The sequence below is a fragment of the Burkholderia alba genome (assembly GCF_034721475.1).
GTDB lineage: Bacteria > Pseudomonadota > Gammaproteobacteria > Burkholderiales > Burkholderiaceae > Burkholderia > Burkholderia alba.
Window position 1 is genome coordinate 123,887 of the sequence record NZ_JAWJWL010000003.1, and the last position, 13,568, is coordinate 137,454.

General features: G+C 64.9%; 11 protein-coding genes and 1 tRNA gene. 10 read left to right on the forward strand and 2 right to left on the reverse strand.

Annotated features, from left to right (window positions below; translation table 11 throughout):
• Positions 1-7 precede the first annotated feature (7 nt).
• The 3 genes from serS to RZR99_RS03965 all read left to right on the forward strand — a co-directional run bounded on the left by serS (position 8) and on the right by RZR99_RS03965 (position 2,737).
• On the forward strand, positions 8-1,309 hold the full coding sequence (gene serS, locus RZR99_RS03955) for a serine--tRNA ligase (RefSeq protein WP_323118442.1): 1,302 nt from the start codon (positions 8-10) through the stop codon (positions 1,307-1,309).
• 123 nt (positions 1,310-1,432) lie between these two features.
• A tRNA-Ser gene (locus RZR99_RS03960) sits at positions 1,433-1,523 on the forward strand.
• Between the two features lie 242 nt (positions 1,524-1,765).
• Positions 1,766-2,737, forward strand: a complete 972-nt coding sequence (locus tag RZR99_RS03965; protein ID WP_323118631.1) for a bifunctional helix-turn-helix transcriptional regulator/GNAT family N-acetyltransferase — start codon at positions 1,766-1,768, stop codon at positions 2,735-2,737.
• 298 nt (positions 2,738-3,035) lie between these two features.
• Here the strand turns inward: RZR99_RS03965 and RZR99_RS03970 are convergent, their stop codons facing one another.
• Entirely contained in the window at positions 3,036-4,247 is a 1,212-nt protein-coding gene (locus RZR99_RS03970) for an alpha/beta hydrolase family protein (RefSeq protein WP_323118443.1), read from the reverse strand.
• Between the two features lie 186 nt (positions 4,248-4,433).
• Between RZR99_RS03970 and RZR99_RS03975 the strand changes: the two genes are divergently transcribed.
• Entirely contained in the window at positions 4,434-5,234 is an 801-nt protein-coding gene (locus RZR99_RS03975; RefSeq protein ID WP_323118444.1) for a helix-turn-helix domain-containing protein, read from the forward strand.
• Between the two features lie 585 nt (positions 5,235-5,819).
• On the opposite strand, the gene RZR99_RS03980 is transcribed toward RZR99_RS03975, so the two are convergent.
• The gene (locus RZR99_RS03980; protein WP_323118445.1) at positions 5,820-6,479 is read right to left on the reverse strand and encodes a TetR/AcrR family transcriptional regulator; all 660 of its coding nucleotides are present in this window, start codon (positions 6,477-6,479) and stop codon (positions 5,820-5,822) included.
• A gap of 312 nt (positions 6,480-6,791) precedes the next feature.
• Between RZR99_RS03980 and RZR99_RS03985 the strand changes: the two genes are divergently transcribed.
• The 6 genes from RZR99_RS03985 (at position 6,792) to RZR99_RS04010 (ending at position 13,550) form a co-directional block, all read left to right on the forward strand.
• Positions 6,792-7,595, forward strand: coding sequence for an SDR family NAD(P)-dependent oxidoreductase (locus RZR99_RS03985; protein WP_323118446.1), 804 nt, complete (start codon positions 6,792-6,794; stop codon positions 7,593-7,595).
• A gap of 45 nt (positions 7,596-7,640) precedes the next feature.
• Positions 7,641-8,762 (forward strand): DUF5938 domain-containing protein, encoded by a 1,122-nt coding sequence (locus RZR99_RS03990; RefSeq protein WP_323118447.1) that lies wholly within the window; start codon positions 7,641-7,643, stop codon positions 8,760-8,762.
• Between the two features lie 45 nt (positions 8,763-8,807).
• The gene (locus tag RZR99_RS03995) at positions 8,808-10,349 is read left to right on the forward strand and encodes an AMP-binding protein (RefSeq protein ID WP_323118448.1); all 1,542 of its coding nucleotides are present in this window, start codon (positions 8,808-8,810) and stop codon (positions 10,347-10,349) included.
• A 77-nt stretch (positions 10,350-10,426) separates the two neighbouring features.
• Entirely contained in the window at positions 10,427-11,302 is an 876-nt protein-coding gene (locus tag RZR99_RS04000; protein WP_323118449.1) for a transporter, read from the forward strand.
• 16 nt (positions 11,303-11,318) lie between these two features.
• A complete protein-coding gene (locus RZR99_RS04005) occupies positions 11,319-12,500 on the forward strand; it encodes a lipid-transfer protein (RefSeq protein ID WP_323118450.1) in 1,182 nt (393 codons plus the stop codon).
• Positions 12,501-12,902: 402 nt separating this feature from the next.
• Positions 12,903-13,550 (forward strand): GNAT family N-acetyltransferase, encoded by a 648-nt coding sequence (locus RZR99_RS04010; RefSeq protein ID WP_323118451.1) that lies wholly within the window; start codon positions 12,903-12,905, stop codon positions 13,548-13,550.
• The last annotated feature ends 18 nt before the right edge of the window (positions 13,551-13,568 follow it).

Below are 13,568 nucleotides of genomic sequence, written 5' to 3' on the forward strand. Positions count from 1 at the left end.
TCCTCCCATGCTCGACATCCAGTTGCTGCGCAAAGACCTCGACGGCGTCGCGAAGCGCCTCGCCGATCGCGGCTACATCCTCGACGTCGCCGCGTTTTCCGCGCTCGAAGCGGAACGCCGGGCGATCCAGACCCGCACCGAAGAACTGCAGGCGCGCCGCAACAGCCTGTCGAAGCAGATCGGCGCGATGAAGGGGCGGGGCGAGGACACGTCGTCGGTGATGGCGGAAGTCGGCGGCATCGGCGACGAAATGAAGGCGTCGGCCGTCAAGCTCGACGAGATCCAGGCGCGCGTGGCCGAGCTGATGCTCGGCATGCCGAATCTGGCGCACGACAGCGTGCCCGTCGGCAAGGACGAGGCGGGGAATGTCGAGCTGCACCGCTGGGGCACGCCGCGGCAGTTCGACTTCGAGGTGAAGGATCACGTCGACGTCGGCACGCCGCTCGGCCTCGACTTCGAAACGGGCGCGAAGCTGTCCGGCGCGCGCTTCACGATGCTGCGCGGCCCGATCGCCCGGCTGCACCGCGCGCTCGCGCAGCTCATGATCGATACGCATACGCAGCAGCACGGCTATACCGAGACCTACACGCCGTACATCGTGAATCCCGAGATTCTGTACGGTACGGGCCAGTTGCCGAAGTTCGCGGACGACATGTTCCGCGTGGAGAAGGGCGGCGCGGAGAATACGGTCACCCAATACCTGATCTCGACGTCGGAGATTTCGCTGACCAACACCGTGCGCGATTCGATCGTCGACGCGAGCGCACTGCCGATCAAGCTGACCGCGCATTCGCCGTGCTTCCGCTCGGAAGCGGGCTCGTACGGGCGCGATACGCGCGGGATGATCCGCCAGCATCAGTTCGACAAGGTCGAGATGGTGCAGGTGGTTGCGCCGGAAACGTCGTATGACGCGCTGAACGAGATGGTGGGGCATGCGGAGGCGATCCTGCAGAAGCTCGAACTCCCGTATCGCGTGATCACGCTGTGCACGGGTGACATGGGGTTCTCCGCCAGCAAGACGTTCGATCTCGAGGTGTGGCTGCCCGCGCAGCATACCTATCGCGAGATTTCCAGCTGCTCGAATACCGAGTCGTTTCAGGCGCGCCGGATGCAGGCGCGGTATCGCAATGCGCAGGGCAAGCCCGAACTCGTGCATACGCTGAACGGGTCGGGTCTCGCGGTGGGCCGCACGCTCGTCGCGGTGCTGGAGAACTACCAGAATGCCGACGGCTCGGTGACGGTGCCGGTGGCGCTGCGTCCGTATATGGGTGGGCTCGAACGCATCGAGCGTCCGTTGCAGGCGGGCTGATCGGACGAGCGATGGAACCCGCGCCGGCCGGCCAATCCGATGAAGAAAAAACTTGGAAGTCGGTGTCGAACTGTTCTATAATCTTTGCTTCGCCGGAAACGACCTGCCGGTGATTGAAGCGCAGGAAAGGTGGCAGAGTGGTCGAATGCGCCGGACTCGAAATCCGGTGTACGGTTATACCGTACCGTGGGTTCGAATCCCACCCTTTCCGCCAGAATCACGCAAAACCCCCGTCAAGCTAATGGCTTGCGGGGGTTTTTGTTTTGCCGCTCGAAATCGATCGTCAAACGGCAGCGGGGCTCAATGACTGCCGAGTCGCCGTCGGCGCATCGCCCGGCTGTCGACCCTCTCTTCGGCGAGAGCGGGTCCTTCATCCTCATGCCGTCAAAATCCATTTTGACTAAGTTGCGCTCCGCAACTATTGTTGGTTGCGATTCGCAACTTTTCGGTCCGATCATGGATTTCATCGACGTTCCCGCTAAAACCCGCGACGCGACCATCCTGGAGCTTCGCGATTTCTCCCGAAAACTGGTCCGCGAGCTGGGCTTCATGCGCGCCACCTTGGCCGACAGCGATCTCGCGCCGTCGGCGGTTCATGCCGTTCTTGAAATCGGCATGAAGCCGGGCAGCAGCGCGAAGGATCTGGGGTATGTGCTGCGACTGGACAAATCGAATACCAGCCGGCAAGTTGCCCGCCTCGAAGCGGCCGGATTTGTGGAGCGTCGCGTGTCCAGCGACGATGCGCGAGCGTTCGAGCTGTACTTGACCGCGGAGGGAGAAAAGCTGCGCAAGAAGATCGACCGGTTCGCAACGGATCAGGTGTCGAACGCGCTGCGGCGGATGGTGCCCGCCGATCAGCAAACCTTGCTCCGCGCGCTTGCGCTGTATGCCGGGGCATTGGCGCAGGACAACGACGCCAATGCGCCCGCTTCGAAGCCGGAAACCGCATACATCGCCGAAGGCTATCAACCCGGCTGCATCGGCGACATTGCGAGCCTGCACGCGCGCTTCTATGCGGAGCATTGGGGGTTCGGGTCGTTCTTCGAGAAGAAGGTCGCAACGGAGCTTGCGGCGTTCGCGGGCGCGCTCCCGGCCGAAGGTAAGGCTTTGTGGCGCTACGTCGAGAACGGCCGCTCTCTCGCTTCTCTCGCGATCGATGGGGACAGCGCTTCAGGGGTCGCGCATTTGCGCTGGTTCATCGTGGACGATTCATTGCGCGGCTCGGGTATCGGGCGGCACCTCATGACGCGTGCAATGCGTTTCGTCGACGATCAGCGGTTTCGGCAGACGTATCTCTGGACGTTCAAGGGCCTCGATTCAGCCCGCCATCTGTATGAATCGTTCGGCTTTGCGCTTACCGGCGAATCCGAAGGAGCGCAATGGGGTGCCAAGGTCGTCGAGCAGCGCTTCAGTCGCCTCTTGGGTTAGCCGCGGGTTGCCAAGGGGGAGGGCAGGCATGCTTCGCGCGATCCGGGGCGCGCGCTACCGGGTGTCGCGCGGCATACGTCCCGGGACGCGATAGCCCGGGCCGTGACTGCGGTCGACGTCGGGCGCATGCGGTGTCCTCGAGGATTCGATGCCGTTGCGGGCGCCGCAAGGGCGTCCCAGGCCCGGGCGGTCCGGCCGCTTCTGACTGCGCGCGTATGCCGGACCTGCGCCTCGCCATGGTTTCGCGATCGGTCGGCGGCCCTGGATGACGACGCAAGCGGACCGCCGTTCACATCATTCAAGCCAAGGCCTGCGTTCGGCGCTGCACCGCGCGCTGATCGATGCCCAACTGAATCGCAAGCCAGTCGCAGAGGTATTCCTGACCCAGCGTCGGGTTGTCGATCTGGCAATGCGCCGCCCCCGTTTCCTCCGGACGGAACAGCTTGAGCTCGGCCTTGACGCCACGCCCCTTCGCATAGTCGTAGGTATCGGTTGCCGTCTTCAGGCCGAGCCAGTCTTCCGTGCCCTGCAGCACGAGGTAGGGAACCGAGATCCCGTCGATCACGCCCGAGAGGGTGAACGCCTTGGCTTTCTCGACGACGCCCTCGAGCGTGGCACAGCCGAACACCCATTTCAGGTGCCCCCAGATGAGCTTGTCCGGGGCCCCCATCCAGGTCGCAAACAGCGACGACATGTCGAACATCACCGAGTCCGACACCACCGCGACAATGCGCTTCTCAAACGAGGCGGCGCGCGCCGCATACACGCCCCCGACGCTGGCGCCATACAGCGCAATCCTGCCCGGATCGACGTCGCCGCGAGTCAGCAGGTAATCGACGCAGGCGCCCACCGGCACTTCCGTATCGGGGCGATTGACGATCTTTTGTCGCCTCAGCGTGCCGCCCTGTCCGGGCAGGTCCACCAGCAGCAGCGACATCCCGCGCGGGAGGGCGTGCTTGGGCATCTCGTGGAGAAGTTCGTCCTTGTATTCATCCAGCCCGCCGAACGCGATCACCGCCGGCGATCGGACGTCCGCGCCGGCGCACGGAATGAAATAGGCGTCGAGGTGCGCGTCGTTCCCATACGGCACCTTGACGATCTCGCCGGCGGGCGTCAGACCCGCGAGATAGCGATGCGAGCAGCGCTCGACACGGTCGAACGTGTCGATCCGGCGCGCGTCCTCATGCCCGAGATAGAACTCCGACGAGCGATAGTAGTTCGCTGCCCGAAGCCAGTTGCTGCTGGCCGTGCGAACGCATCCGCGCTCGAACGCATCGTTCGCGCGCTGTTCGCTGGCTTTCGCCAGCGCCTGCCATTCGCGGTACCAGCTCTCGGTGTTGCCGGGCGTCATCCGCGATGCCGCGCGGAAGCACTCGCTGATCAGGCTCGCCCCCTCCTGTGCGGCGCCGAGCGTGCGCGCAAACTGGAAGCTCAGTTCCGGCTGGTCCGCCCATTGCACCCAGCCCTCGGCACGATACGCGCCCTGTGTCCGATCGTCATTCCGGTTCATTATCCAATCCTCATGAAATTACGTATCTGTAAATCGGAGGGCGTGCGGCCGCCTCGGCTTCTCTCCGATCTCTCGTGCAATGCCGCGATGCCCGACGTGTCCCGGCGTTCCGTGTCGGGTGACGCTCCGATGATTTACGGATACGTAAATTAAAGGGCATGAAAACATGCTGGCGTTCAGGGCGTCGTGCTACGTCATGTCATCGCGAAGCCAATCTACGCCTGTTGCCGTGCGTGCTCAAGGCATTTATATTTTGCGATTCAAGCAATTGTATTTGCTATATATTTGCGTTACGTATCCGTAAAAATTCATCCGAAAGCCATGAAAACGAAAAGCCGCGTCGCGTCGATCTTCTCCGCGTTGCCGATCAAGCCGTCGCGGCGCGAACGCCTGCAAACCCCTGCCGACAAGATCGGCCAGCGGCTGCGTGCGCTACGCCAGTCGCGCGAACTGACGCTTGAGGCGGCCAGCCAATTGACCGGCGTGCCCGCGGCGACGTTCTCGCGCATCGAGACCAACAAGATGTCGCCGACATTCGGCATGCTGCTCAAGATCATCGAAGGCATGGGTTTCGACTGGCGGGATGTGTTGACAAGCCTGCCGCGACGCCGCAACCGGCTGAGCGTCTGCCGCTCGGAGGAGGTCGTCACCACCCGAATTGCCGGTATCCCATACGAATATTCGTTGCTGCATCACGATAGCTCGACCGGCATGACGCCGCTGCGCATGCAGGTCGACGCGCGCACGCTTGAAGAGGCGGGGGGACTGGCAGGCCACGAAGGCGAGGAGTTCTGCTATGTGCTGTCGGGGGAGCTTGAACTGCATTTCGACCATGCGGAGCCGACCGTGCTGCGCGCGGGCGAAAGCGCGATGTTCTCGTCGTCCCGGCCGCACGCGTATGTCGCGCCGTCTCCTGCCGGTGCGACGATACTGGTCGTTCTGGCCGGTTCGAATCAAGCGCCGGCGAAGGCCGGCGCGATCTCATGACTGGAGCGCGTGGATCGGCCAACGCCATTTCCGCGGCCGCTTGTGGAGATCCGGTTGCTCCGTGCCGATGGCGCGATTCGATACGCGTCGGGCTTCCGGCAGCCTGAGGACGTTACGGGAGTTAGGAGGCGGGACACGGTCCCTTGTCGCGTCCAGTGCGCTGCTGTCTACCTGCCGTCCGGTCGCCTATGACGTTGACGCGGATCGTTTTCGTTCGACGTACGCATGGCGGGCGCCGATGGCGACCGCTGCCGGAAAAGCCGGGTTAATTGGCCCGGCAGCGAGCTGTCGCGACGACGCTGATCGGCCCTCGAGACCGAACTCCATGCGCAATTCGCCGAACCCGGCATCGATCGGCGCCGGCGTGATCGCTCGGCGTTGATCGACAGATCCCGATCGAATCGATGCGAACGGGACGCTTGCGCAATCCGGCCACGGACACGGCCACGGTCGCGTCGATCTTTCCTGTCGGTCCGATCCCGATCCCTTCGGCATCACCGCGCACAGCGGACACACGGCACATGACGAGGCCAACGCCGCGCTGCTTGCGGCACGGCGACCCGTGCGGCGAACGAACCCGCCTCGCTACCTCTGCGCGCAGTGAAGCTTCGGGAAGAGCGCTCGCACTTCGTCGAGCAGATTCGGAACTGCGTTGGGGTCGTCGGACATGTGTCGAAGCAGATGCTTCTGGAACAGGCCGTCGAACAGCGCATAGGCCGCGCCCGGCGTGATCGACGGCTGGCCGCCGCCCAGTTCCGCGTAGCGCGTGACGACCCGCCAGACCATGGCTTCGAGACTGTTGTCGATTTCGTTGACGACATCGCGGAACGCATCCTCGAACAGCGCCTGGGCGCGCAAGTCGTACCAGAGGCTGTGCATCTTCGGTTCGTCGCGGATCGTTTCCGAGAGCTTGACGAGAAAGCCCGCCAGCAATTCGTCCTGCGAGCGGGCGGAGGCGGTCACGACGTCGTAGCGCGTCGCGCACTGCGCCTTGAAGTGCCGGATGCTGCAGCGAATCAGGTCGAGCTTGTCCTCGAAGTAGTAATGCAGCACCGCATGCGTGAACTCGGACTTCTGGGCGATCTCGCGCAGGCTCGTCTTTGCGTATCCGAGTTCGCCAAGCGTCTTGAGCGCGGCCTCCGCGAGTTCGAGACGCCGCGCTTCGTATTTGTCTACCGGGTCGCGCCTCGGACGCGCGAGGCGCCGTTTCTCTGCCGCGGGCGCGGTGTCGTGCTGCCTGGTCATCCTGCTGTCGTCTCCCATCGATCGGTCGTCCCGCATGGCCCCGCGTCCGTGCGCCGGCCGCCATGCGGAAAACCCATTGTGCGAAGCAGCGAAATAGCTGTCAAGGAAAAATTGGACGTCTGTACAGAAAATTCTTGACATGTGTATAAATAAAACTAACCATTCGTAAAAAATTATCTTTCCAGTTGGTTAGCTTTTGTCGGGGCCGGCAAACCGCTCCGGGAGGCGCCCGCGTTCCGTCGTGAACGCTTGCAATCCCCGGTCGCGGCTCGCTCGGCTTGTCCGGCGCAACGTTGATGCATGGAGGGAGACATGGCGAATGGAAGGCTGGACGGGCGCAAAGCCCTGGTGACGGGCGGCGCGCGCGGTATCGGCGCGGCGGTGGCGCAAGCGCTGGCGCGAGCGGGTGCTTCGGTGGTGATCGGCGACGTGCTCGCCGATCTCGCGGAGCGCACGGCGCGGGAACTCGCGCGGCCGGGACAGCACATCGGCGCGGTCGCGCTCGACGTCAGCGACGATACGCAGTGGGAGCGAGCCGTCGGCTCGGTCGTCGCCGAACTGGGCGGCTTCGACATCCTCGTCAACAACGCGGGCATCGAGATTACGTCGCTGGTTGCGGACCTGCGAGCGGAGGACCTGCGCCGGATGTGCGACGTCAACGTCGTCGGCGTGGGTCTCGGGCTCAAGCACGCGTTTCGTGCGATGCGGCCGGGCGGCGCGGCGGGCCGCGGCGGCGCGGTCGTCAACGTGTCGTCGGTGGCCGCGACGATCGCGTTTCCGGCGATCGCCGGCTATTCCGCGACCAAATCGGCGGTCGATCGCATGACCCGCGTCGCGGCGATGGAGGCGGGCAAGCTCGGCTACGGCATTCGCGTCAATTGCGTGTACCCGGGCCTGACGCCGACCGAGATGGGGATGAAGCTCGCGACCGACATCGTCGCCAACGGGCTGGCCCCGGACGTCGACAGCGCGGTGGCGGGGGTCGTCACGCAGACGCCGATCGGCCGTCTCGCGACGGTCGACGAAATCAGCGATGCGATCGTCTTCCTCTGTTCGGACGACGCGCGTTTCATCACCGGTGCCGGCGTGCCGATCGACGGCGGCATGGGCATGTGAATGCCGCGTCGGCCGCGGTTCAATTTCCAGTAAGGGAGCGATTTCATGGGTGCGAAGAAGCCAGTCGTCGTGTACGGCGTGTCGGGATACACCGGCCGTTTGGTATGCGAATACCTGCGCGAGTACAACATTCCGTTCATCGCGGCGGGGCGTGACAGGAAGCGAGTCGAGGCGGTCGTCGAACGGATTCCCGGCATCGAAACCGCGGACTACGAGATCGTCGAGGTCGAGCATTCGGTCGGCGCGCTGACGGAGCTGTTCAAGGGCGCGAAGTTCGTCAGCAACATGGTCGGCCCGTTCATCAAGTACGGCTCGGAAGTGGTCGAGGCGTGCCTCGCGGCCGGTTGCCATTACTCGGACACGACGGGCGAGCAGGACTGGGTGTTGTTCGCGAAGGAGCGCTGGAGCGACGCGTTCGCTCAGAAGGGCCTGCTGCTCGCGCCCAACATCGCCCAGATGTACACGACGGGCGAAATCGCGGCGAACCTCTGCCTCGAGACCCCCGGGCTCGATACGCTCGACATCCTGGTGCTGTGGAAGGGGTTTCCCACCTACGCATCGACGCAGACCATCTTCACGATCCTGAAGGCCACCTGGTATTACCTGGAGCAGAACAAGTACGTCGCGTGGGAGCCGACCGCGCACGTCGAGGTGCAGGTGCCGGGGCAGCACGATACGGCGATGGCCGTGCCGTGGGGCGGGACCGCGCATCCGGTGTGGTTCAAGGACGACCCGCGCGTATCGAACTGCCGCGCGGTCGGCGGCGTCATGGCGCGCGCGGTCATGGAGGGCGTGCGGCAGACGCAGCAGATGTTCGAGGAGAAGATCCGTCCGCTGCCGCCGGATCAACAGGAGGTCGCGCTTGCCGAGATCGCCAGCAGCATGCAGGCCAACATGCCGCCGCGCGAGAATCCGCGCGTCAACACGACGGTCGATTCGGTGCATGCGTCGGGGCCGCTCGGCCGCGCGCACTGCGTGATCCATGGCGTGTGCAACTACAAGCAGACCGGGCTGCTGCAGGCCTATGCGGCGTTCTCGCTGCTCCAGGCGCCGCCGCTGCGGGTCGGCTTTGCGTCGGGGTGCCAGGCGTTCGGACATCGCGCGCTGCTCGGCCAGTTGCGCAGCTTCGGTCTCGTGATGAAGCCGGTCATCACTGTCCAGGACTGACCCGATGCGCGCCATGCGCACGCCACGTTTCGCAGGGGGATCGTCATGCGTCTGACTTATTACCTCGACAAGGGCGCGTCGCTCGGCGCGGACCGGCCGTGTCTCGTCGCGGGTGACGAAGCGCTCACCTACGCGCAGGTGCAGCGGCTCACCTACCGGGTGGCCCGCGGGCTGGCCCGCGCTGGCGTGGCCAGCGGCGAGAAGGTGGCGGTGCTGTCGGGCAACGATCCGATCGCGTTTGCCTGCGTCTTCGGCATCGCGCGAGCGGGCGACATCTGGTGCCCCATCAATCCGCGCAACGAAGCCGCGGAGAACCGGTTCGTCCTCGCCGCATTCGATTGCCGCGTGCTGTTGTTCCACAGCACGTACGCGGAGATGGTGCGAAAGATGCTGCCCGAGCTGCCGGCGCTGAGCGTGGTGGTCTGTCTGGATGCGGCCCTGCCGTTCGCGCCGCATCTCGACGACTGGCTCGACGGCCTGCCGGACACGTTCTTCGCACGCGAAGCGGTCGACGACATCGCGATGCTGCCTAGCACGGGCGGCACCACCGGCGTGCCGAAGGGCGTGATGCTGACCGGCCGCAATCTCGAGGCGATGACGGCGCTCACCCTGATCAGCTATCCGTTCGAAGGCCGTCCGGTCTATCTGGCGTTCGCGCCGCTCACGCATGCGGCGGGCGTGCTGTGCCTGCCGATCATGGCGCTCGGCGGCCGGATCGTCGTGATGCGTCACGCCGACGTCGGCGCGTTTCTTGCGACGATCGAACGGGAGCGGGTCACGCATACGTTCCTGCCGCCGACGGTCATCTACATGCTGCTGGATCACCCGCAGCTGCCGTCGACCGATCTCGGTTCGCTGCAGTGCTTCTGGTACGGCGCGGCACCGATCTCGGTCGAGCGTCTGGTCGAGGCGCTCGGGAAAATCGGCCCGATGGCGCAGCTGTTCGGCCAGACGGAGGCGCCGATGATGGTGTCGACGCTGGCGCCGAAGGATCACTACCGGCCGGACGGCTCGATCGCGATCGAGCGGCTGTCGTCCGCGGGCCGGCCGACGCCGCTCGTCGAGGTCGGCATCATGGACGCCGACGGGCGCCTGCTCGCGACCGGCGAGCGTGGCGAAATCGTGGTGCGCGGCTCGCTGGTGATGGACGGCTATTACCAGAACGCCGACGCGACGGACGCGGCTTTCGCGCATGGCTGGCACCACACGGGCGACATCGGCTACCTCGACGACGACAACTTCCTCTACATCGTCGATCGCGCGAAGGACATGATCATCACCGGCGGGTTCAACGTCTACTCGATCGAGGTCGAGCAGGCGCTGCTCGCGCACGCCGACGTGCTGGATTGCGCGGTGATCGGCCTGCCGGACGATAAGTGGGGCGAGCGCGTGGTGGCCGTCGTGCAGCCGCGGGCAGGCAAACGGATCGACGTGGCGGCGCTGGCGGCGTTCGTGAAGCAGCGGGTCGGCAGCGTCAAGACGCCGAAGCAGATCGAGGTGTGGCCCGATCTTCCGCGTTCGAAGGTGGGCAAGGTATTGAAGCCGGATGTGAAGGAACGGTTGCGGAGCGATACGGCAGCCGGATGAGGAGACGCGCCGGCTGCGAGACGATCCGGGCCGGTTCGCGCCATGAAGATAGTCATGCTAAATAAAATGATGGAGACATGATGGCGAACCTGATTCGGCCGGCCTCGGTGGCCGGCGCATTGCTCGCGATCTCGACGTGCGCGTCGGCGATCGATATCTACCCTGGCGACTATACGATCCTGCCGCCGGGTACGACGCTCGCACTCGGCTACCTGGGCTATACGCCGAGCAGCACCTTCAGGCTGGACGGCGTCGGCGAAGTGCCGAACTCGAGCCTCGACCAGACCGTCGGCATCGCGCGGGTGCTGCATTACACGCAGATCGCCGGGATGCCGGTCGCGTTCCAGGCGTACCTGCCGTTCGCGAAGCTGACGGACGTGAAGGTCGGCGGCGCTTCGCAGCCGACGAACAACGGATTGGGCGACCTGACGCTCGGCGCGACCGCGTTCCTCGTGCATCGGCCGGATCCGCTGTACGGCACGACGGTCGGCTTTACCGCCTACATGTCGGTGCCGACCGGGAAATACGATTACGGGCGCGTCGGCGCGGGCGCGGGCACCGTCACCTTCACGCCGCAGCTGGGCCTGATCCAGGGCCTCGGGCGGAACCTGTTCTTCGATGGCGCGCTGGACGTTGCCGCTCAGCTGGGGCACGACTATTCCGGGTATCGCATCTCGGTGCGGCCCTCGATCGAATTGCAGACGTATCTCCGCTATCAGTTCACGCCGGCCACGTCGGTCTCCTTCGGTTACGCCGGCTTCTTCGGCGGCAAGCAGTACGTCAACGACACCTATACCGGACAGGAAACGAACTCGAGCCAGCTGCGGTTGTTCGCCAGCCACATGCTGACGCCGACCTGGCAGATTTCAGGGATGCTGGGCAAGGCGATCGCGACCGAAGGCGGTTTCAAGAACAGCTACAGCGCCCAGTTGCGCGTCATGAAGATTTTCTGAATCTACGGAGGGAAGCATGAGTCGTCGTGTCAACGTCATCGGGGTCGGGATGATCCCGTTCACGAAACCGGGCGCGAGTCTTCAGTATCACCTGATGGCGGCGGATGCCATGCGCACGGCGCTCGGCGATGCCGGCATCCGGTATGAAGAGGTCGAGCAGGTCTACGCGGGATACGTGTACGGCGATTCGACCTGCGGGCAGCGCGCCGTCTACGAAGTCGGCATGACGGGCATACCGGTCGTCAACGTCAACAACAATTGTTCGACAGGGTCGACCGCGCTCTGGCTGGCCCGGCAGGCGGTCGCGAGCGGCGCCGTGGAGTGCGTGCTGGTGCTCGGCTTCGAACAGATGGAAAAGGGCGCGCTCACGACTCGGTTCGACGATCGCGCGTCGCCGCTCGACCTGCACATCCTGGTCGCGGACAGCTTGCAGGACAAGTCGTCCGCGCCGCTTGCCGCGCGGATGTTCGGCGGAGCGGGCCGGGAGTACATCGAACGGTACGGCGCGAAGAAGGAGACGTTCGGGATGATCTCGGTGAAGGCGCGCGAACATGCCGGCCGGAATCCCTATGCGCTGTTTCGCGAGCCGCTGGATCTCGCGCAAGTGATGGGTTCCGGCGAGGTGTTCGATCCGCTGACCCGGCTGCAGTGCTGCCCGCCGACCTGCGGCGCCGGCAGCGCGGTGCTCTGCTCGGACGATTTCGCCAGGCGCCACGGACACGCGAATGCCGTCTATATCGCCGCGCAGGCGATGACGACCGATTACCGGGAAAGCTTCGAGCCCCCGTCCATGATGAAGGTGGTCGGATACGACATGTCGGCGGCGGCGGCCCGGCAGGTTTACGAATCGGCCGGCATCGGTCCGGAGGATCTCGACGTCGTCGAATTGCACGATTGCTTCACGAGCAACGAACTGATCAGCTACGAGGCGCTCGGACTGTGTCCGGAAGGCGGCGCGGAGCGATTCGTGCACGATCGCGACAACACGTATGGCGGCCGGATCGTCACCAATCCGTCGGGCGGGCTGCTGTCGAAAGGGCATCCTCTCGGCGCGACCGGATTGGCGCAATGCGCGGAATTGACCTGGCAACTGCGCGGGACGGCGGGGCCGAGGCAGGTGGAGGCGGCGCGCGTGGCGCTCCAGCACAACATCGGGTTGGGCGGCGCGTGTGTCGTCACGCTGTATCGAAGGGACTGACGGTGCCATGTCGAGGCGGCGGCTCGGTTCGAATGGATCCATGGTGTCGAAAACGCGTGGATCTCCATCCGGTTACCTGTCGGGGGCGGTCCCGAAGTTCGCCGCTCGCAGCGGAACGCTCGGTATCGCGATACTGAAGCGGGCGGGCCATGGCATCGGCATCGGCGCAATGGCATAGGGCGTCGCGGCAGCGAATTGCCGCGACGCAGCAAATACAGGTAGCCGCCCGGGGCTGAAATTCTCGAGCGGCCGCGATTGCTGCCAGGCGCGGAAATTCGACCCGGTCTTCCGGCTCGCGGACGGGCGGTCGACCCTGCAATCCCCGGGGAAGTCGGGTTCGAGATCGAGGCCCCGCCGGGGCCGGCGGCGCCCGCCGGTTTCCGCTGACGAATCGATCGGACGATGCATCCGGGCGTGCAATTAATATGCGGTAACATGCGCGCCTGTCGATCCGCTCCCGTGTTTGAAAATAACGATTTGACTCATGCCCCGCTTTCGGTTGAAGCTAACGCCTTGCTGTCCGAAGGGGGCTGTACCTGCATGAGTTCGACTTTGACCGTTCGTCGTATCGCCGCCAATCAGGGCGGCGTGTATCGCGAACTCCGCGCGTCGTCGTTGCGAGAACCCTATGCACCCGGCGAAACGCCCGGGGCGGAGCTGTCCGTCGATGCGGACGCCGCCGCGGCGATCGCCGGCCAGCGTGCGGGATCCGATCAATCCACCACGTTTTTGCTGTACACCGAAGGCCACCCCGCCGGCATGATCGGCGCGTACTTCGACAGCACGCCCGAGCACCGCGCGTTCGTCAGCGAGCTGTGGGTGGCCCATGCGGTCCGGCATCTGCGCGGCGGCGTGCTGCTGGTCGATACGGCGCGCGCATGGCTCGCCGGGCAGGGTGCGACCGAAATCTACGCGTGGATCGCCGACGAGAATCGCAGCGCGATCCGCTTCTACGAGCACATCGGATTCGGCTACACGGGCGAGCGCGCACCCATTACGCGTGTCCCGGGGGCGATGAAGTCGCTCTTCGTGTGGCGTCTCCATCTGTAACCCTTGCGCACGCGCCCG